This window comes from Paraburkholderia phenoliruptrix (genome assembly GCF_019511605.1).
Lineage (GTDB): Bacteria > Pseudomonadota > Gammaproteobacteria > Burkholderiales > Burkholderiaceae > Paraburkholderia > Paraburkholderia phenoliruptrix_A.
The window spans coordinates 58,575-78,968 of record NZ_JAEUAV010000008.1 but is presented as its reverse complement, the minus strand read 5'-3'; the positions used below and the strand labels follow the sequence as shown (position 1 = coordinate 78,968).

15 protein-coding genes are annotated in these 20,394 nt (G+C 62.3%); 8 read left to right on the top strand and 7 right to left on the bottom strand.

What is annotated here, in order from left to right:
- Positions 1-5 precede the first annotated feature (5 nt).
- Entirely contained in the window at positions 6-977 is a 972-nt protein-coding gene (locus tag JNB89_RS13190) for an SDR family NAD(P)-dependent oxidoreductase (RefSeq protein WP_220362452.1), read from the top strand.
- On the opposite strand, the gene JNB89_RS13185 is transcribed toward JNB89_RS13190, so the two are convergent.
- Together JNB89_RS13185 and JNB89_RS13180 are read right to left on the bottom strand one after the other, a co-directional pair.
- Positions 974-2,164 carry a PepSY-associated TM helix domain-containing protein gene (locus JNB89_RS13185; protein ID WP_223216742.1) on the bottom strand — a complete coding sequence of 397 codons (1,191 nt, stop codon included), beginning with the start codon at positions 2,162-2,164 and terminating at the stop codon, positions 974-976. The genes JNB89_RS13190 and JNB89_RS13185 overlap by 4 nt on opposite strands.
- The gene (locus JNB89_RS13180; RefSeq protein WP_220362451.1) at positions 2,154-4,364 is read right to left on the bottom strand and encodes a TonB-dependent receptor family protein; all 2,211 of its coding nucleotides are present in this window, start codon (positions 4,362-4,364) and stop codon (positions 2,154-2,156) included. The genes JNB89_RS13185 and JNB89_RS13180 overlap by 11 nt, the downstream gene beginning before the upstream one ends.
- A gap of 477 nt (positions 4,365-4,841) precedes the next feature.
- On the opposite strand from JNB89_RS13180, the gene JNB89_RS13175 reads away from it, so the two are divergent.
- Together JNB89_RS13175 and JNB89_RS13170 are read left to right on the top strand one after the other, a co-directional pair.
- Positions 4,842-6,350, top strand: a complete 1,509-nt coding sequence (locus JNB89_RS13175; RefSeq protein WP_220362450.1) for a GGDEF domain-containing protein — start codon at positions 4,842-4,844, stop codon at positions 6,348-6,350.
- Positions 6,351-6,449: 99 nt separating this feature from the next.
- Positions 6,450-6,875 (top strand): RidA family protein, encoded by a 426-nt coding sequence (locus tag JNB89_RS13170; protein WP_220362449.1) that lies wholly within the window; start codon positions 6,450-6,452, stop codon positions 6,873-6,875.
- A 391-nt stretch (positions 6,876-7,266) separates the two neighbouring features.
- On the opposite strand, the gene JNB89_RS13165 is transcribed toward JNB89_RS13170, so the two are convergent.
- Genes JNB89_RS13165 through JNB89_RS13155 form a run of 3 tightly spaced genes read right to left on the bottom strand, consistent with a single transcriptional unit; the run spans position 7,267 to position 12,260 of the window.
- A complete protein-coding gene (locus JNB89_RS13165; protein ID WP_220362448.1) occupies positions 7,267-8,454 on the bottom strand; it encodes a porin in 1,188 nt (395 codons plus the stop codon).
- Positions 8,455-8,513: 59 nt separating this feature from the next.
- Positions 8,514-10,955 (bottom strand): glycoside hydrolase family 31 protein, encoded by a 2,442-nt coding sequence (locus JNB89_RS13160; RefSeq protein ID WP_220362447.1) that lies wholly within the window; start codon positions 10,953-10,955, stop codon positions 8,514-8,516.
- A gap of 18 nt (positions 10,956-10,973) precedes the next feature.
- A complete protein-coding gene (locus tag JNB89_RS13155) occupies positions 10,974-12,260 on the bottom strand; it encodes an MFS transporter (protein ID WP_220362446.1) in 1,287 nt (428 codons plus the stop codon).
- Positions 12,261-12,751: 491 nt separating this feature from the next.
- Between JNB89_RS13155 and JNB89_RS13150 the strand changes: the two genes are divergently transcribed.
- From JNB89_RS13150 to JNB89_RS13135, 4 genes are all read left to right on the top strand, one after another.
- A complete protein-coding gene (locus tag JNB89_RS13150; protein WP_220362445.1) occupies positions 12,752-14,185 on the top strand; it encodes a tetratricopeptide repeat protein in 1,434 nt (477 codons plus the stop codon).
- 82 nt (positions 14,186-14,267) lie between these two features.
- Complete coding sequence (locus JNB89_RS13145) at positions 14,268-14,750, top strand: glycoside hydrolase family 108 protein (RefSeq protein WP_013343228.1); 483 nt, start codon at positions 14,268-14,270, stop codon at positions 14,748-14,750.
- Positions 14,750-15,442: a hypothetical protein gene (locus tag JNB89_RS13140; RefSeq protein WP_220362553.1), complete on the top strand. Its 693-nt coding sequence runs from the start codon at positions 14,750-14,752 to the stop codon at positions 15,440-15,442. The genes JNB89_RS13145 and JNB89_RS13140 overlap by 1 nt, the downstream gene beginning before the upstream one ends.
- 65 nt (positions 15,443-15,507) lie before the next feature.
- Positions 15,508-15,774 carry a MaoC family dehydratase gene (locus tag JNB89_RS13135; protein WP_346656202.1) on the top strand — a complete coding sequence of 89 codons (267 nt, stop codon included), beginning with the start codon at positions 15,508-15,510 and terminating at the stop codon, positions 15,772-15,774.
- Between the two features lie 534 nt (positions 15,775-16,308).
- On the opposite strand, the gene JNB89_RS13125 is transcribed toward JNB89_RS13135, so the two are convergent.
- Together JNB89_RS13125 and JNB89_RS13120 are read right to left on the bottom strand one after the other, a co-directional pair.
- On the bottom strand, positions 16,309-17,853 hold the full coding sequence (locus tag JNB89_RS13125; protein WP_220362444.1) for a methyl-accepting chemotaxis protein: 1,545 nt from the start codon (positions 17,851-17,853) through the stop codon (positions 16,309-16,311).
- 243 nt (positions 17,854-18,096) lie between these two features.
- Positions 18,097-19,488 (bottom strand): PLP-dependent aminotransferase family protein, encoded by a 1,392-nt coding sequence (locus JNB89_RS13120; RefSeq protein WP_041729746.1) that lies wholly within the window; start codon positions 19,486-19,488, stop codon positions 18,097-18,099.
- A gap of 418 nt (positions 19,489-19,906) precedes the next feature.
- Between JNB89_RS13120 and JNB89_RS13115 the strand changes: the two genes are divergently transcribed.
- Positions 19,907-20,389, top strand: a complete 483-nt coding sequence (locus JNB89_RS13115) for an MSMEG_0572/Sll0783 family nitrogen starvation response protein (protein ID WP_012403844.1) — start codon at positions 19,907-19,909, stop codon at positions 20,387-20,389.
- The last annotated feature ends 5 nt before the right edge of the window (positions 20,390-20,394 follow it).

Genomic DNA, 20,394 nt, shown 5'->3' with positions numbered 1-20,394 from the left:
CTTGCATGACTTCAGCACAAATCCCGCTGCACGACGCGCGCCGCGCGAACCTGACCGCGCTCGACGCGCTGGGCGATACCGACCTGTCGGGCAAGACCGCCGTCGTCACCGGCGGGTATTCGGGCATCGGACTCGAAGTGACCCGGACTCTTGCGCGGGCCGGCGCCCACGTGATCGTGCCGGCGCGAAATCCGGACAAAGCGCGCGAGGCGCTCGCATCCATGGGCGCGTGCGAACTCGCGCGCATCGATCTGACCGATGCGTCTTCTATTGAATCTTTCTCCGACGCGTTCGTGGCGAGCGGGCGCGCGTTGCACCTGCTGATCAACAACGCGGGCGTGATGGCGGTGCCGTCGCTCGAACGGGACGCGCACGGCCACGAACTGCATCTGTCGGCCAATCATCTCGGCCACTATCGACTGACGGTCGGCTTGTGGGACGCGTTGAAACGCGCGCAGGGGGCCCGCGTCGTCACGTTGTCGTCGGGCGCGCACCGGCGCTCGGCATTCGATTTCGACGATCCGGATTTTCATGCGCAGCCGTACGACAAGTGGCAGGCGTACGCGCGATCGAAGACCGCCAACGTGCTGTTTACCGTTGCGCTCGATCGTCGCGGCGAAGCGCACGGAATTCGCGCGTTCGCGGTGCATCCCGGGCGGATCGAAACGGATTTGCAGCGCTTCATTCCGCTTGCCGAATTGCAGGCACTCGGCTTTCGCGACGAGCACGGCGAGATTCCCGCCGATCAGCGCGACGCCTACAAGAGCGTCGAGCAGGGCGCGGCCACCACCGTCTGGTGCGCGACCAGCGCGGAATTGCGCGAGCACGGCGGCGTCTACTGCGAGGATTGCGACATTGCCCGCGCGGTGCCCGCCGATCATCGGCCGCTCGATGGCGTGCTGCCATGGGCGATCGACGCAGAGGCGGCCGAGCGCCTGTGGCAGTGGAGCGAACGCCAGACCGGCGTTGCGCTTTAGCGCGCGCGGGGCGCAGCGCGCCGCGTGTCGTGCGCGTCACGAAGCGCGCGCTTGCGTCGCCACCAGAGCCACACGCCGCTGACCGGTAGCGCGAACAGAGCAACGCCGTCGACGGCAATCAGCGTCTGCAGCAGCGGCCCGCCCAGTTCGCCGGTATGCAGCGGATAGATCACCGCGACGATGCGCGCGCCCAGATCGAGCGCGTTCCAGCGCTGCGCCGCGAGAATGCGGCCGGTCGACGGATCAAGCCACACCGAAGTCAGGCCGTTCGGATGCGGATCGTCCGGCACGTGCAGACGCACGCGCACCGGTCGCCGGTTCGCTTCGGCGAGCGGCGGTGCCTGCACGAGATACACGTCGCCGTCGGGAAAGCGCGCTTGTGCGCGCGCCATCAGATCGTCGAGCGGAGCGCGGTGGGTCGACAGTGCCGAAGCGGGCGGCACGTCGGGCGCGCGCACCGGCGTCCCGCCGGCGAGCGCGGTGACGAAACCGTTCAGCGGCCGCCACGCCATGTAGGCGCCGGTCGCCGCCGATACCGCGATCAGCACGCCCATCACCGCACCGATCGTACGATGCAGATCGAGCAGCGCGCGCGTCCTGCCGCGGCCCAGTTCGATGCGCCAGCGCATCGGCATGCCTCGACGCGGCCACCACAGCACGGCGCCGGACACGAGCAGCAGCAGATAGATCGACGCGACGAACGCGAGCACGGGCTTGCCGGCTTCGTCGAGGGCGAGCGTGCTGTGCAGCCAGAACAGCGTGGCGACGAAGCCGCCGTTCGCGCTTTGCCGCGCAAGCTCGCGGCCGGTGTACGGATCGAGGTAGACGACGCCGCGAAACGACTTGCCGCGCAGATTGACCGCGAGCGCGCGATCGGGCGAATGCGGCGGCAGAAACGATAGCGTGGTCTTCGCGCCGAACTCGCGCGACAGCCGCTCGCGTATGGTTTCAAGCGGCACCCTGCGGGTCGCGTCGGCGGCGGCCGCCGGCGCCGTCACGCGCGTCTGCGCCGACTGAATGCGCTCGTCGACCGGTGCGGACACGACCAGCAGCGCGCCTGTCAGACCGATCAGCGCGAGCACCCAGCCGAAAGTCAGCGCGAACCAGCGATGAGCAGTGAGCCACGCCCGCCGACGCGCGAGCAGGCGCGCGTCCCGCGACGGCAGCGGTGCGGCCTCAGTAGACAAAATGACCCTGCACGTAGACCATGCGCGGCGCGCCGACCATCCGGCCGAGATTGCCGTCGACGTTGCGCGTGTAGTAGCGCTTGTCGGTGACGTTGTTCAGGCCGACCGTCACGCTGCTGCCTTTCCAGCCCGGAATCCGGTAGTCGGCCTGCAGATCCCACACGCGAAAGCCCGGGATGCGTCCGTTGCCGCCATTGGCCGTTTCGGCGACGGTGTTCTGCAGATCGGCGTATTGCGCGCTCTGATGCGTGGTCGACACATTGAAGGTCCAGCCGTGCGTTGCATACTTCACGCCCAGCGTGTCGGTGATGCGCGAGTAGAACGGCACGTCGAGCCCGGCAGTCGCGCCGGACTTCTGGATCGCTTTCGTGTAGGTGAAGTTCGCGTAGGCGTCGAGGCCGGCGAGCGGGCCATCGTCGGCAAACGCATAGTCGAACGCGGTTTCTATGCCCTGATGACGGGTCGCGCCGATGTTCTGGAACGTCGCCGGAACCAGACCAGGCACCTGCAGGATCTGGTTGTCGAACAGCATGTTGAACGCGGTGACTTCCGCGTGAATCTGTCGGCTGGTCCAGCGCGCGCCGAATTCGAAGGTCTTCGCGAGCTCGGGTTGCAGCGGATTGGCCGCGCTCTGCGAGTTCAACTGGATGTTCTGCACCGGACCGAACGAAGTCGAATAGTCGGTGAAAAGCGTCAGCTGCGGCGTCGCCAGATACGACAGGTTGATGGCCGGCAGCGGCTTGTTGTTGTTAGTCTCGAAGGTCTGATTCAGCTTCAGATCGTGACGCGTCGATTCAATGTGCTCGAAGCGGATCCCCGGCGTCAGCCGCCAGCGTCCCCACGCAATCTTGTCGTCGATATAGACGGCGTGCGCATTGGTCGTGTTTTCGAAGGTGCTGGTCGGCCCGATCAGGCCCGAGCCGATTGCCTGGTTATAGCTGTTGTCGTTGCCGGTCTCGCGAATGAAGCGATAGCCGACCGTCACGTCCTGCCGCACCGGCCCGAGCGTGAAGCGCTGTGTGTAGCGCGGCTCGACGCCGAGCGTGTGGTAGTTGCGCGGCTGGTTCTGCATCTGCGTGCCGGCCGCGTTGACGAGCGAACTGGTGCGGTAGCTCTGGTTGTAGAACGTGCGGACCTCGAATTCCTGGGTGTCCGAGATCGTATTCAGATAGCCGATGTCGAATGCCTTGCGATCACCGTACCAGTAGTCGTTCGGACGCGTATTCTGAAAAGGATTCTGGTTGTACTGAGCGACCGTCAATCCGCCTGGCGTGCCGGAATACACGTCGTAATACGAAAACTTGCCGTAGATCTCCGAGCTTGGCGTGAGTTCGTAGCGCCACTTCAATTGCAGATCGTTCACGCGTTCCTTGCTGCCGTCGCGCCAGTCGCGGCCATGCTCGCCGGAATAGAGCAGCGCGACGCCGAGCCCGTTGTCCAGCTGCGTGCCGAGGAACGTCGAATACTGCGTGTTCGCGCCGCCGCCCGCCGTGTAGATGTTTTCGCGCAGCGTCGCGTCGGCGGTCAGTCCGGGCTTCGATGGAATCTCGCGGGTGCGGAAGTTGATCACGCCGCCGACGTTCTGCGGACCGTAGCGTACCGAGCCGCCGCTGCGCACCACGTCGATCGAATCGATGTTGAAGAGACTTATCGGCGCGAACGACAGTTGCGGCTGGCCGTATGGCGCGACGGCGAGCGGAATGCCGTCGAGCAATACCGTCGAGCGTGGCGTGTAGCGGCCCGTCAGACCGCGCACGCCGATGTTCAGCGAGATCGCACTGCCGGCGGTGCCGGAGTTGTCGGTGGACTGTACGCCCGGAATGCGGCGCAACACGTCGCCAATGCTGGTCGCGCCGGACTGCTCGATCTGCGCCTTGTCCACCACCGTCCGTGCGCCGGCAAATGTCTTCACGCTGTTCTGCAGGCCGCTGCCCAGCCAGTCGCCGGAAGTCGTGATCGTTTCGAGCGTGGTGCTTGTGTCTTTCGTCGCGTCGGCGCGTGCCCCGTCGGGCGTGCCCGCCACCTTGCCGCGTGGGTCCGCGGAGCTATCCGCGGTTCGCGAGGTATCCAGGGTTTGCGCGGTTTCCGCGCTCTGGGCGTGGGCGCGGCCCGGGTGCGAAGCGAACGCGAGTGCGGCAAGCGCTGCGAAGACGTGAAGTGAGCCCGCCGCGTTCGCACGCCGGCAGATCGGTGCAGCCATGTTGTTATTCCCCGAGGAGTTTTCGGCGCGGCGTCGGCGGAAGTCTCATACGTCACGCGGGAGCCGCAAGATTTCGAAATTTACAAAGAATTGACAAAAAAGCTGCGAGAGTATAACGAGAATCATTATTATTCAAAAGGCTTTTTCGGGCACTGATCGCGTCTCCTCGGCCTTCGGACGACGACGCGCCGCTGCGGAGACGGCGCCGAGAGTCGTATGCATGGGCGCGCAAGTTTTCCGTGCGTCTGCGTCACAAGGCGCTCGCCCGTCAACGTACCGTGCCCGCACGTCGACATTGGGTTTCACAGCTTCATCGACACGCTGCTCGCACAGCAGGGTTTGACGCGGCGGGTGGGAGAAAATCGGCCGAAGCCCTCAATTTCTCTTTACGTTTGCCGATACTACTGTCGTTATCCTGCGCAACCATGTCGCACAAGCGTCGACGCGCCAGTACGCGACACCCCACAAAATAATCACGTGTTCCCAACCTTTGTCAGGCGCGCGGCTGTAATCGCGGGCCGCCGTCCGTACATCGTGGGCGCGCTCGGCACACTGCTGGCGGCCGCTGTTCTGGGCGTGAGCCTGCTAACGCTTGTTGCCGCGCGCGACACCGCGATTCGCCACGCGCACGAGACATCCGGCAATATTGCCGCGGTATTGTCGAGCAATATCCTGCACACCGTTGAATCTTCGGATCAGTCGTTAAGGACGCTCATCGCCTCTCTTGACAAGCCGGCCATCCAGACTATGAACGCAGATGTGCGGCACGAACTGCTGTTCAACCGCACCGCGATCTCGCAATACGTGACGGGCATGGGCGTGACCAACGAGCACGGACAGTTGATCGACGGGTGCTGTTCGAGCAGGCATCACTGGAACTTCAGCGATCGCGATTACTTTCTCGTACATCGCGAGTCGGCGGACGTAGGCCTGTATGTCTCAGCAGTGTATCGGGCGCGCTCGCGCGGGGGCGTGGAAGCGTTGGCACTGAGCAGACGGATCGACAACGCCGACGGTTCTTTCAAGGGCGTGGCACTTGTCGCCATCAACCTGACGTACTTCAGCCGCCTGCTTGACGGGCTGAACGTCGGACCGAGCGGCATCACGGCAATCGTTCGGACAGACGGCACCCTCGTTGCAAGGAATCCTCATATACAACTGGCGCTCGCACCGAACTTCAGCAAGTCGCTGACGTTTCCGCGCATGGTGAACCAGGACTCCGGCTTCTATGCAGCACGCTCACAGACCGACGGCGTGCTCAGACTCTACACGTTTCAACGCGTGCCAGGCACGCCGCTAATTGCAGTCGTCGCGCCGGCGCTTGACGACGTGCTCGCGTCATGGAAGACGCTTTCGTGGATCGTGGGTACCTCCGCCTCCGTTATCAGTGCCGGATTTTGCGCGGTGGTGTGGTTGCTGGCGTTTGCGTTGCGCGACCGGGCTCTCGCCGAAGACCGCCTGACAGAACTCACGCAGACGGATTCGCTCACGGGACTGAAGAACCGCCGTGCGCTCGACGAGGTGCTGCGAAACGAATGGGAGAGATTGGAGCGAAACGAAAGTTGCCTGTCGGTGCTTTTCCTGGATGCGGACCACTTCAAGCAATACAACGATAAGCACGGGCATGCAGAAGGCGACAAGGCCTTGAGGCATCTCGCGGAATGCATCACGCAGCGCGCTCGCCGTCGCGGTGATTGCGCCGCCCGGTACGGCGGCGAGGAGTTCGTGGTGGTATTGCCTGACACGTCCTCAGCGGACGCTTTGCTTATAGCCGAAGGCATACGTGAGACGCTGGAAAGATCGTGGCATGTGCAGCACGGAAGCGAAAAGGCTGGCCTTCACGCCTTTACCGTAAGCATCGGCTGCGCGACAGGTCGACCCGGACACGGTGCTACGTTGGAGCAATTGACGAAGCTGGCGGACCTTGCCCTCTACGAAGCCAAACGCGCAGGGCGTGATTGCGTCAGATCGGCGACGACCGCATAAGTGTCACGACCCGACTGTCGGCAACGCTCAAGTTAGGAAATCGCCGACGCACGTCCTTTGCGGTGAATGACCGCTTCAATCCTGTAACGGGTAAGACACATGACAGTCCGTGAATTGATCATCCCGCCGACGATGCAACGTATCGTAGAGCGCGCCGGTTATGTACCGGCCGTCAAGGCTGGTTCGATAGTTTTCTGCGCTGGGCAGGTCGGGCGCACCGTTGATCTTGAGGTTATCGCCGATCCCGAGGCGCAATTCGTCGCGTGTTGGGAAAACTTGCGCGTGGTTCTGGAAGCGGCTGGGTGCACTTTTGAAGATGTTGTCGATATGACGACGTACCACGTGCAGATGAGTACGCATATGCCCATATTCCGCGAGGTGAAGAACCGCGTTTTTCCTCGCGGCACATGCGCGTGGACTTCGATTGGCGTGACCGAACTCGCGCATCCCGGCCTGCTGGTCGAGATCAAGTGCGTGGCAGTGAAGCGAGACGCCGCCGCAACGCAACAGTCTGCTAACAGCTGAAGCTCAGTCGCTCGTGCAAAGCGGGCGAACGCCCGCAACGCAGACCGCCGAGTTTTCGACAGTCGGTCAATGGGGCCAACGCGACATATGGATAGGTATCGATCCGTTCTTTTACAAGGAGCGTGTGAATCAGATGCCACGCATGCCGGATCTCTTTGTCCATTGGTCTGTCACGAGGATTCAATTGGAGACCACACCTTGGATAGAAGACGTGTCTCACGGCACGAAGTTACGGATGCGCGATACTGAGCATAAGTCGTGGATCGACAGCGCTGCGACAAACGCATGGACCGACGATGGCGGCAACGGTGTTGCTCTTCGCGCGGCGAGATGAAGCGGAATGCAAGCAAGCTGCGCCGCCGCGGCGGGCGGCGCATCAGGAGGAGGGCGATCAGAATGCGTGCCGCACGCCTACCATGCCGACGAATTGCGAGGGCCCCGACGAAGGCGTCGTATTCTGCGAGTCGCCCACTACCGCCACGGCGTCGATGATTCCTGTTGCACCGCTGCCGCTCGAGACGAGGGTCTTGCCTCTCGCGAGCTGATAGGCCTCGATCGCGTAGAGCGTCGTGCGCGTCGACAGGTTATAGGTCTGTTCCAGCGAAATCTGATGGTAACGCGCGGGATCGCTGACGCCGTTGGCCTTGCTCGCCCGCGTGTAGCTGTAGCCGGCGCCTACGATTACGGCCGGCGCGATGCGGTAGGTGGAAATGACCCCGTACGTGTTGAACACGCCTTCGTCCGCGAACAGCGAGCCGTGGCCGGGTGCATATTGCACGTTTGAATAGTTGATGCCGACCATCAGGTCCTGCGCGGTGTAGCGCGCGGCCGCCGCGAAGAGTTGCGCGCTGCGCGCGCTCGCGTAGCCGCTGTTGACCGGGGAGTTGATCGCGTAGGTGCCGAGCGCGCCGCTCGTTGCGATGTCCTTCAGCTTGACATAGCCCGCCGCGACGGCGAAAGGCTTGTAGTCGTAACGCAGTGCCGCGCTGAAATGACTGCCGTTGGCGGCGCTGCCCGGAACGCCGCCGAGCCCGTACTGCGCGCTGAATTGCAGGCCCGCGATAACCGGCGACAGGTAGGTGACCGAGTTGTTCATCCGTAGCGTGGTGTCGAGCGCATCGATGTCGCCCGGATGCGCGCCAGTGGCGCCCGTGAGCACGCCGGTGGGACCGAGCGCGCCCACCATCTGAAAGTAAGGCGTGTATTGGCGGCCAAGCGTAAACGTGCCGTAGCGGTCGTTGCTGAGCCCGACATAAGCCTGCCGGTTGAAGATGAAGCCCGCGCTGCTTTGCGCGCCTGTCAGCGAGTTGAAGCCGCTTTCCAGCCGGAAGATTGCCCGCGTGCCGGCGCCCAGATCCTCGGCGCCGAGCAGGCCGAATTTGCTCGCCTGCAGATTGCCCTGGCTCATGTAAAAGTTCGCATGCCCGCGCTGATTGCTGACGTAGGTGAAAGCATTGTCCACCACGCCGTACAGCGTGACGCTGCTCTGCGCCGACGCGCCGGCGGACAGCAGGGCGCCGGCGAGCGGCAGGCAGCACACGAGGGCCGCACGGTGGCGCGCGCGCTTCGATGGATTCATGGTGAAAAGTCTCCGATCCAGTTTTTCGGTGTGGTGAGTGCAGCGTAAAGTAGCGCGTGTCACGGCGCGGTTGAGATCGTCAGGCAACGCCAGCCGCCCATCTGTTCGTTGCGGGCGTTGCTCACATCGCTCAGCAGCGTGCCGCTCGCGCATACGACCTTTCTCGTGTCGTGCATCGGCACGAAGACGCGCACCTTGTCCTGCGCGTGCGGCATCACGCCTTTGCACTCGACGGCAAGGTGCAAGGTGCTCGCGTCGGTGGTGATGGTCACGTTCCAGCGGCCTTGCCGACCGGAGCGCCATGCTTCGGTTTCCCCGTCGTCTTCGATCGAGCCGCCGCGCGCCGTTCCTTCGCCAGCCGGCGGAACAGCGATGAACGCGCGCTCGTCGGCTGGGCGGCTGAAGTGCTGTGGGGCGATATTCAACGCAATCACGCCGCCTTCTCGCAGCAGAACGACAGGTTGCTCGAATGGTGCGGGCAGCGTGACGCTCTGGCCACCTTCGAACAACTCGCCGCTCCAGTACGACACCCAGCGGGTTGCGGCGGGCAGATACACCTCACGCGTCGTTTGACCGGCGTCGACGACCGGCGCGACGAGCATGGAGGCGCCGAGCATCATGTCGTCGCCGTCCGCGAGACAGCGCGGGTCGTGCGGGAATTCGGCGAACATCGGGCGCAGCACCGGCTCGTAGGCGCTGTGCGACTGCCACAGCAACTCATACAGGTACGGAATGAAGCGGTAGCGCAGCTTGATCAGCGCGGCAACCTGCTGCGTGACTTCCGGGTACATCCACGGTTCGTTGACGGTGCCGTCGTCGTTCCACGAGTGAATGCTGAAGCGCGGCAGGAAGATGCCGAACGCAACCCAGCGGGCGAACAGTTCGGGGCCGGGCGCGGGGCCCGAAAAACCGCCGATGTCGTGACCGCTGTTCGACACGCCCGACATAGCCAGTCCAAGTCCCATCTTCAGATTGAAGCGCAGCGTTTCCCACGACGTGTAGTTGTCGCCCGACCACGTCTGCACATAGCGATGCATGCCGACGCCGCCCGAGCGCGACACGAGAAACGGTCGGCGCTGCGGCGCATACTCGCGCTGTGCATCGCGCGACGCACGCATCATCAACTGCGTTTGCAGAACTTTTGCTTCGCACGCCGGATACGCTTTGCCGAAGCCGCGCGCGACCGCGTTACGCGTCCAGATCTCGAACTCGTTATTGTCGTTCCACGTCGCGGCTATGCCGTGCCTCAACAGGCTTTCCTTCACCTGCGACTTCCACCAGTCGATGGTGTCGGGATTGGTGAAGTCGAGGTACGCGCCGACCTCGTCCCAGAACTGCACCCAGGCAGGCTCGCCATCTTGCGACTCGATCAGCAGTCCCGCTTTGGCGACCTCGTCGAAGGCAGGATGATCCTGCAGCAGACACGGCTTGATGTTCGCGCACAGGCGCACGCCGTGTTCGAGGTAGCCGCTGACAAACCCGTCGATGTCCGGAAATTTTTCGTGATTCCAGTTGAACACGTAGCGTTTCGCGCCAATCGACGTATAACCCGATGACAGATGAAACGAATCGCACAGCACGTCGTGTTCGCGGCACCGCTGGATGAACTCGCCCATGCGCTGTTGCGCATCGGGCGCGTCGGTGTAGCTCATTGTCGAGCCCGAATAGCCGAGCCCCCACTTCGGCATCCATGCCGGACGCCCGGTGAGCCACGTGAAGCGGCGCACCGCATGAAGCGGTGTGCCGGGCGACGCAATGAAGTAATAGTCGAGGTCGCCATGCTCGGCGACGAAATGCCGATAGTGGCCGTGATAGTTGTCGAGCTCACGACCCATATCGAAGCGGCAGTCCGCGAGCGTGTCGTAAAAGAGGCCGAAGCCCGTGCACGTCTGCGGCTGCCAGGTCACGTAGAACGGGATGTGCTTGTAGAGCGGGTCGGTGGTGCGCGCGCTGTAGCCCATCGCGTCGATGTTGCGCATCTCGTACGACTGATCGGCGCGATTGAGCGACCCGGCCCGTTCGCCGAGGCCGACGTACATTTCGTCCTTGCACCGCTCGACGTAGTGATAGACGCGCTCGTCCCACCAGCCGAAGTTGTACGCCTGTGTCTTGCGGTCGCTCATCACGCGGTGCCAGTCGGCGTCGTGCAGAATGTCCCACGCGCAGAAGCCGCCTTCAAGCGTCACGGTGAGGCGGATCAACGCCGTTTGCACGACGAGTTGAGCGCCGTCGTTCGAGAGCTGGAACGACGGCGCCGTAAAGCCGCTCATATCGCGGCGGTCGCGGCCCTCCAGCGCGACGTCTTCGGCGCCCGGTGCGATGGCGTACGTGCGCGGACCCCGCAGTTCTCCGTCCGGCAGCACCAGCACGCGGATGATGTCGTCCGCGAGCACGAAGAGTTCGATCCGGCAATGCTCCGGCGACGCGAGCACGATGTGACCGCCTTCATGAGACGTCAGCGAAAAGCGCGGCGGGTGTTTCAGATTTGTGATTGAACGCATGATGAATGGCCGGTGAGGTCACGCAGCCGCATTAGAGGCGGCATAGGCCTCGCGCGGACGTGCGTCGCGCGAAACGCCGCGCATGAGGATGATGAGAAGCGTGGCGCCGATCAGGTCGAATGCGCCGAGCGCGCCGAACAGCGGCGTGTAGCCGATTCTGTCCGCCAAGGCGCCGACCATTAGCGAGAAGCCGAGACCGCCGATCCACGCGGACATGCCCGCAAAACCCGCAACGGTGCCCACTTCGCCCGGATCGAACACGTCGGCGGCAAGCGTATTGACGAGCGCCGAGATCATCTGGTGTGCGAAGCCGCCCACGCAGAACAGCGCAATCGCCTGGTAGGGCGACGCGACCAGCCCGATGCAGGCGGGTCCGAGCATCATCAATGCGCCGAGCGCGACGCCCGCGATGCGCGACCAGATGAGCGGCACGCGCAGACGTTTCATGAGGAAGGGCGACAGGTAGCCGCCGAACAGACCGCCCAGGTCGGCGGCGAGGAACGGCAGCCACGCGAAAATCGCGATCTGCTTGAGATCCATGTGACGTTGCGTGGCGAGATACAGCGGAATCCAGAAACTGAAGGTTTGCCACGCGGGCTCGGCAAAAAAGCGTGCCTGCGCGATGGCCCAGAAACGGCGTGTGCGCAGCACGTCGCGGATGCGGCTGCGCCTCGGCGCCGGCGGCGTCTGGCCGCTGATGATGGTCTCGCGCTCCGCCTCGCCGATTCGCGCGTGATCGGCAGGCGAGCGGTACAGCGCGTACCACGCCGCGGCCCACACGAAGCCAAGCGCGCCGGTGACCGCGAACGCGCTTTGCCATCCGTAACGGAGCGACAGGAATACGACGAGCGGCGGAGCGAGCAGCGAGCCGAGCGACGTGCCGGCGTTGAAGTAGCCCACCGCAACGGACTTCTCGCGATTGGGAAACCACTCGGCGACGACTTTCATGCCCGCCGGTATCGCTACCGCCTCCGTGAGCCCCATCATGCCGCGCAGCGCCGCCAGCGAGAACCAGCCGCTTGCGAAGCCGTGCAGCACGCCCGTCAGCGACCACAGGCAGGCGAAAAGCGCGAAGCCAAGGCGCAGGCCGATCAGGTCGATGATGAGACCGCACACCGGCTGCATGATCGTGTAGCCAACCTGGAAGGCGCCGACGACGTACGAATACTGTTGCGTGCTCATGTGCATGAGCTTCATCAGTTCCGGAGCCATCACGCCGAGCGCGTTGCGCGACAGGTAGTTGACGATCGTTCCGAGGCAGACGAGCGCGATGATCCACCAACGCAAACCTATGATTGTCTTCAAAGTTGTCTCCAGATCGGCATACCCGACCGGCGACGGCCGGCGCGATTATGCGCGAATTCGAACATTTAATGTGTGTTTTGGTGTCAGTCATCGTATCACTATGGTGCGGCATTGATACTAGGTAGAAACCATGAATTCGGCGCGTAAGCAGGCGTGATTGGCGAGTTTCGGCCACTGATGTCCGGTTGACCTGCTTGATGTCTGATGACTGGCTTTCGCGATTACTTGTGGTGACGCGTTCGTTCGAACATTGGTGTGTGTTCATTTCGCCGCTCCTGTGAGCGGCGGCGTGGCTCCTCCGCTACCTGTCTCCCGTCAGCAAACTCACGCGCAACATTCGTTGGCCCCCACGCAACACAAATCCGCGCCCGGATGCAGCGCCGTCCTCTACACGCCCGCCACATAAGGCGCTGGGCGCAATGGCACGGTCGATGCCTGATGAACACCATCCAGTCGTGCAGTTACCAATCTCCGTTGAATTGAGGTGCGTCATGTCGAGTGTGCAAGGCCAACGTCAACCCGTGAACTGGCGAAGCCGGCCTTTTCGCGTGGGCGGCCGTTCAAAGCGCCATACGGCAAGGCGCGACTTCCCGGTGGGGTTCGTGCCGTTCGGATTGCGGGCCGCCGGCTTCATCGGACGAGGCCCGAAACAGTTGTGGCCGTATGTCTTGCCGTGGGTTTTCGCGGTGCTCACCATCGGTTTTTTCTGCCTGGTCGTGCGCGGCGTACTCACGCGGCAATTGCTGGTGCCGCCCGTCCAAACGCCGCAGTCGCTGGTGGAACGGGGCTATACATCGAACTTTCTGGCGGAACGCATCATGTCTTCGATGCGAGCCATCGGTCAGGACGCCGAGTCGATTCCGCACGACACGATGACCGACAACGACGCACAACCGGACATTCAGATACCCGGTCAGGAGATGTCGTATGCAAGCACCGTGCGCTTCATCAAAGGCGTCATCAAGCGCACGGACGTGGTCGTTCATGTCGGCATCACAAAGGTCGACGACAGAGCGGATTCTTACGTGGCGCATGTGCAGATTGAAGGCGGTCCGTTTGATTCCCGAGAAAGCACCGTGTCGTTCGAAGGACGCGATCTCGAGAAGTTCGTACACGACATTGCAGTCAAAGCCATGCGTCTTGCCGAGCCGAATATTCTCGCTAGTCACCTCTACTCGCAAGTGCAGAAAACCAGGTGTTCGCTCGCGCAATGCGACTACGGCGAGATCGTTGCTATCTACGACGAAGTGCTTGCACTGCCGGCCTCCGAGCAAGGCGAATGGGCGCTCGCCGGCAAAGCGTGGCTGCTTGCCGATCAGGGGCTGTCCAAAGAGGCCGAGCAGCAGACACGTGAAGCGCTGACCGTGTACCAGCATTCAGCAGTGCTGCACGCAAGCCTTGGCATTGCACTCGAACAGCAGCATCGCATCGACGACGCACTTGAAGCCTTGCGAGCCGGCGCGAGCGAGAAATCGAAGACGGCGGAAAATCTGCGTCTTCTCGGCGACGTGCTGTTGCATGCGAATCGCTATTCCGAAGCACTCGATGCGTTCAAGCAGGCAGACAGGATGAAGTCGGACTTTGTGGACAACCTGCACGATTGGGGCGAAGCGCTCGTCACTGTCGGCCGCTACGACGAGGCCATCGAAAAACTCTCGCGTGCCGTCGCACTTCGCCCAGATCTGGCGCCGTCCTACGCGGAATGGGGCCGGGCACTGGATCGCAAGGGCGATCTGTCCGGCGCCTCGCGCAAATACGCTCAAGCAATGCAACTCGACGCGGGGACTTTGTCGGTGCGGGAAAGCCATCTGGCGCGGCTTGCGAGAGCGGCGCAGGGAGGCGATAGCGCAGACGCGTCGAAGCCCGGTGAAGCAATCACGCCTGTTGCGTTTCCGCCGGCCTCGCTTGGGTTGCAAACCTCCTGACGAATACCCGGCCATGAAGATGGCTTAGTCCCGCAGTACCTACCCGTTGCAGTAACCTACCTGATTGAAGGGGAGATGTTCGATGGACAGTTTCGAAGATGCGTTCAGGGCTCTGATCGGTAATGAGGGCGGTTACTCCTTCAATCCGCATGACCCTGGCGGTGAAACGATGTGGGGAGTGACGGCGCGCGTCGCACGCAGCGCGGGCTATGCCGGCGCCATGAAAGACCTGCCGCTCGATACCGCCAAACAGATTGCCAAACAGAAGTACTGGGACCCGCTGCATCTGGACGAGCTCGACCCGCGGGTGGCCTTCCAGATCTTCGACGCCAATTACAACGGCGGCCTGGTGGTGTTGTGGATGCAAAAAGCTTCCGGCGCGAAAGAAGACGGCAAGTTCGGCCCGGACACACTCGATGCAGTCAAAAGCGCGGACCCGCTGAAGTTTGTCATGCGCTTCGCCGCTTATCGCTTGCGTTATCTGCGCAACCTGCATGCATGGCCCAATTTCAGCCGTGGATGGACCGAAAGAATGGCCGCTAATCTTCTCCTGGGAGCAGCATGATGGACTGGTCTAAAGTAGCGTCGAACATCGGCAGCAGCGCACCGCTTCTCGCCGGTCTCGTGGGTGGTCCGATCGGCGTGGGTGTGACTGCTGCAGCCGCGATCATTTCGCATGCGCTCGGCACGCCGAGCGACCCCGGCGTCGTGGAACTCGCATTGAACGACCCCAGCGCACTCGAGAAGGTCCGGCAAGCCGAGAACGCCAACTCGTTGCAGCTGCAACAGTTGATGGTCACTGCCGCGCAGGCGAGCCTCGCGCATGAAAGCGATATGGCGCGTATCCAGGCCGCCGATAGGGCCGACGCGCGCGCAATGGGAATCAGCACCAGGGACTGGGTACCCAAAGTCCTTGCGATGGCGGTCACCGCCGGCTTCTTCGGCATTCTGCTGCTGATGGCCTTTCAGCCGCTGCCAGGCACGAACAAGGATCTCGTCAACGTCGTCGTCGGAGCGTTGGGTACGGCGTGGATAAGCATCATCGGCTACTACTTCGGCACCTCGGTAGGGTCGATGCGAAAGACGGAACTGCTCGCCAAGCCCAGCGTGCCGATCACCGCGGACAGCGCGCTTACGCTGCGCGAGCCGGCAACGGCTTCAGCGGCGCGGCCACAAGCGGCGCCGGCTCCGTCGCACAGCGAGTCATTCCCGCAATTCACACCGGGTGGACAGGGCCCGATTTACTCGGGCGGTTGACGGCGATTGATTCACGGACCAGATGCAGCACGCGCATCGCGCATGGCGCACTGATGGTGGGTTATATGTCGACTGCTTCGACGCGGTCAATCGAACACGTGATTCACAAGGAGAACCTCAGCGATTTCCCCGTCTCGTCGGGCTACGACAAGCTGCGTTTTCTGAAGCCGGTTGCACTCGGCGATACGATTACCGTCATTTATGAGGTGATCAGGATCGACAAGAAAAAGGGCCGCGGTATTGCGGAGAACGAAGTGTTCAACCAGCGCGACGAACTTGTGCCAGTCGGCGAGCGCGTCATGCGCTGGGCGAAGAAACTGAAGGGCGAGTGAGCGGACAGAAGGCGCATCAAGGCGTTTTGCCGCGAATCATCGGCGCGGCAAAGTCCGCGCACGCCGGCCGATTTCGTTGAAGTCATCGAACTCGACGGCGAGGAATATTTGCGGCTCAAGCCGTTGCCGCTGAACGTGACGTTCATTCGTGGCACGACCGCCGACGAAGACGGCAACGTGACGATGGAAGAAGAAGCCGTGCTTGGTGAGATGCTCGCGATGGCATAGGCAACGCGCCGCGCAGGCGGTGTCGTGATCGTGCAGGTCAAACGGGTGGCGCGGCGCGAGACCTTGCCGCCCAAACAGGTGAAGGTGCCGGGCAGGCACGCTGACGGCGGGCGGGCTCGATATCGGCTGGGAAGGCGGCCGGACCACGCGCATGATGGAACGCGTGCCGGCTGTCGCCCTTGCGCGAGAACGGACTCGACCGGCTCGCGGTAGAGGTGCATCTCCAATCCATCGTCTGGGCAGAACACGGCCGAAGCCTATCCCGGCGCGCAACCCTGCAGAGCCGAAGTCAGGAGGCGAGCACCCTCAACGGAAAACACTCACTGCCTCGACCAGGCGGGTTGCCTGCTGCTTCAGGCTCTCAGACGCCGCTGCGCTCTGCTCCACCAGTGCGGCGTTCTGTTGGGTGATATGGTCGAGATCGGTAACGGCCCGGCCAACTAGCTCGATGCCGCTGCTCTGCTCGGTGGTGGCCGAGCTGATCTCGGCAATCAGGTCCGAGACGCGTTTCACCTGAACGACAATTTCGTCCATGGTCTTGCCGGCGTCATCGACGAGCCTCGAGCCTGATTCGACCTTCGCGACGCTGGCACCAATCAAACTCTTGATCTCCTTCGCCGCGCTGGCGCTCCGCTGTGCGAGCGCGCGAACCTCGGCCGCAACGACTGCAAAACCGCGCCCCTGCTCGCCGGCACGTGCAGCCTCAACGGCTGCGTTAAGCGCCAGTATGTTGGTCTGGAAAGCGATGCCGTCGATCACGCCGATAATGTCGGCGATTTTTTTGGAGCTGTCGGTGATGTCGTTCATTGTGGTCACCACCTCCGACACTGCCTGTCCTCCTCTTGCCGCTGCGTCGCTTGCAGTACCTGAGAGCTGATTCGCCTGGGTCGCCGTCTCTGCATTGCTTTTCACAGTGGCGGTCATCTGCGTCATTGATGCAGCCGTTTGCTGAACGCTTGTCGCGGCCTGTTCGGTGCGCGTACTGAGATCAGTGTTACCCTGCGCGATCTCGTTGCTCGCGGTTTGTACATTGAGCACCTGCCCGCTGACGTCGTCGATCAACCAGCGAAACATCAGACCTAGCTGACTGATCGTGCGCAGCGTCATGCCGATCTCGTCGACGCGATTCATATGCGTGACCTTCTGGCTTTCACCTGAAGCCACGCGCAGCGCCTGTTGCCGCATCTGTTCGAGTGGCCGTGCGATCTGCGCTTCCAGCCACCATGAGGCGAGCAATAGGCAGATCGCCGTCCCCCCGGCAAACCCGCCAAGCGCGCCGCCCGCCAGACCGAGCGCCCAGGCACCGAGGACAAGTGTCGGCGCCAGAAACAGGAGCGCCGAACGAATGCGCCAGCGCACGGGCATTGTCTGCAACACCGACGTCCAGCTCATCAGGCCGCGACGAACGATCAGCCCGCTGTGAAATCGCCGGTTGCGAGCGTTGCCTTCGCGAAAATCCTTGTAGAGCGCCTCAGCGGCGGCAATTTCCTCGCGCGAGGCTTTGGTCCGCACGGACATATAGCCCACCGGCTGGCCGTTCCTGACAACCGGTGTCGCGTTGGCGCGAACCCAGTAGTGATCGCCGTTCTTGCGCCGGTTCTTCACCAACGCGGTCCAAGGCTCGCCGCGTTTGAGTGTGGCCCACATGTCGGCGAAGGCCTCTTTGGGCATGTCGGGATGCCGCACCAGATTGTGCGGCTGCCCATGGATCTCCTCAGGACTGAATCCACTAACGTCGACAAAAGCCGCGTTCGCATAGGTGATGTTGCTCTGAGTATCCGTAGTCGACATTAAGGTCGCGTTGTCGGGAAACTCGAATTCACGTTGCGTGACGGGTTGATTGTTTCGCATGAGTGCTGATCCGGTCAGGAGGTGAGAGTCGACACACGGCAAAAGGCATAGCGCCGTCTCCTTTCCCTTGTTAACGGTATGGATATCGAGGTCTTTAGTCTTTTAGAGCGATGAGCCCGTAACGGGAGTCGATCGGACCCCTGAGGCTTTCTGGTGACGGCTCGAGGAGGGCGTTGCGGCGTTGCGCAAAGGCATTCATGCTGTGCAGTCCCGACCTTTGCGCGCGATATAAGCGCTCATCCTTCACATGACAGGCAGATGCAGATGATGGGGATCGTTCAACATCTCTGCGACTCGCTGCAAAGCCTCACGGCAATCGTTTCTGTCCTGCGGCCCACCCAAACACACGCGAATCGTGTTAGGCGGGTTGCCGTCCGTCGAAAAGGCCGCACCTGCAACAGCTCCCACGCCTTGATTGCGCAGCTGCAGCGCAAGCTCCGACGCGCTCCAATCGCATTGCACGGGAATGGGTAACCACAAGTGAAAGCCGTCTGGCTGCGAATCGTACTGCCAGTTCGCGAGTTCCTGCGACGCGATCGTCTGTCGCACATTCGCTTCCTTGCGGATGGCCCCAAGCATTTCGTGGGCAGTGCCGTCATTGACCCATTGCGTTGCCAGGAGCACGGTAAACGGACTCGGCATTACTGTTGTCGCACGCAGGGCACCCGCCACACGCTGCGTCTGTCTCGGCGTGGGTGCGCGCAGATACGCGACGCGCAGCCCTGCACCGAGCGTCTTCGAGAAGCCCGTCACGTACCATGTCAGCTCAGGCGCTAGAGATGCCAGTGCGACAGGCTTGTTCGTGGGCAGCCAGCCATACGCGTCATCTTCGATGATGGGGACGCTATAGCGCAACGCGACATCGGCTAGCGCTTCGCGTCGTTGTACTGACAATGTCAGTGTGCTTGGATTCTGCAAGGTCGGATTGCAATAGAGCGCGCCGGGCTTTTCGGTCTTGCAGAGTGCTTCGAATGCGTGCGGCAAAGGTCCTTCTTCATCGCGCGGCAACGGCTGCAGACGCACGCCGAGTTGCGACGCGATGGCTTTGATGCCGGGATAAGCGAGCGTGTCGAGACAAATGGTTTCGCCTGGCCTCGCGAGTTGCGAGACAAGGGCGACAAGTGCGCTATGAATGCCGGGGCACACGAGTACGGTATCTTCTTCGCAGGCGGGCAAGCGTTCCTTGAGCCATGCGCGACCCGCAGCGCGGTCGTCGGGTGTGCCGCCGAAATCCTGGTAGCGTAGCAGGTGATAAGGGTCCGTCTGCGCGAGCAGTTGGGCAGACGACTCTCTCAGTCGCGCCGCAAGCTCGGGCGGCTCAGGCGGCATGTTCATCGACATCTCGACGCTGCTGCCGCCCGGCAGGGGCAGCGTCTGCGTGCGCCCGCGCACGAACGTTCCGCTGCCCGCTCGTGCGTCGAGCAGGCCGCGCTTGCGCGCTTCCGCATACGCGCGCGCGACTGTCGTGTAGTTCAGTTGCAAGGCCCCTGCCAGATCGCGCAGTCCGGGCAAGCGGTCCCGCGGCCGTAGACGTCCGCTCGCGAGATCCTCTTCAATCAGGTCCGGTATCACGAGGTACGCCGGTTTGCGGCTTTCGCTCAAGCGCTTGAGCCAGTGATGCGTGAGACTGTCCATGCTGAAATCCCGCTGCGGAATGCGTGAGAGTGCGTCAGAGTGCGTGAGAGTGCGTGATTTAAAAGTAACACGCGGATTTCCGGAAAAATAAATGTGTTTGCAATTGTCTGGGCCATTGATCGCATTGATTGGATGAATGCTCATTTGCGGGCTCCAGCGCACCATACGCACGCAAAGCGGGCTGCCGTGCTGTGCGAAAGCGGTGCACACCGGCACGCTGCGAATCCCGGAAACCCGCGCCGGACGGAGCTCGCAAAAAGTTTTTTCGGGTCGCGAGAACACTCGACGGTTGATTGATTGGAAGTTGATCGCATGAGCCGCGGCGGAAATTGGCATACGTGTTGCGTTAAAGGATTCGCCAATCGGGATATTTCCCACTTAGGCAATCCGATCAATACGCGACTTATTGGAGAGTCAAATGCCTGCCGTCAACAAACCTCTGCATCAGAAAGGCGATTACCTGGTCGACTACGAAGAGAAGGTCTTTCCCGACGTCAAGGCCGAACCGGGTGAGAAGGCACTCGTCACTTTTCACACCGTCGCGTTCGAAGGTTCCATCGGCTTTGTGAACCTGTTGCAGGCGACGCGTTTGCAGCGCAAGGGCTTCGATACGTCGGTGCTGCTTTACGGCCCAGGCGTCACGCTCGGCTTGCAACGCGGCTTCCCGACGCTCGGCGACGAAGCCTTCCCCGGCCATCTGAACTTCAACAAGCAGCTCGTCAAGTTCATGGAAGAGGGCGGCAAGGTCTATGCATGCCGCTTCGCATTGCAAGCACTGTACGGTCACGGCGAGGCGTCGCTGATAGAAGGCATCCGGCCGATCAATCCGCTCGACGTGCTCGATCTGCAACTGCTGCATCGCAAGGAGAACGCGCTGATCATCCACACATGGACTGTCTGAGTGCA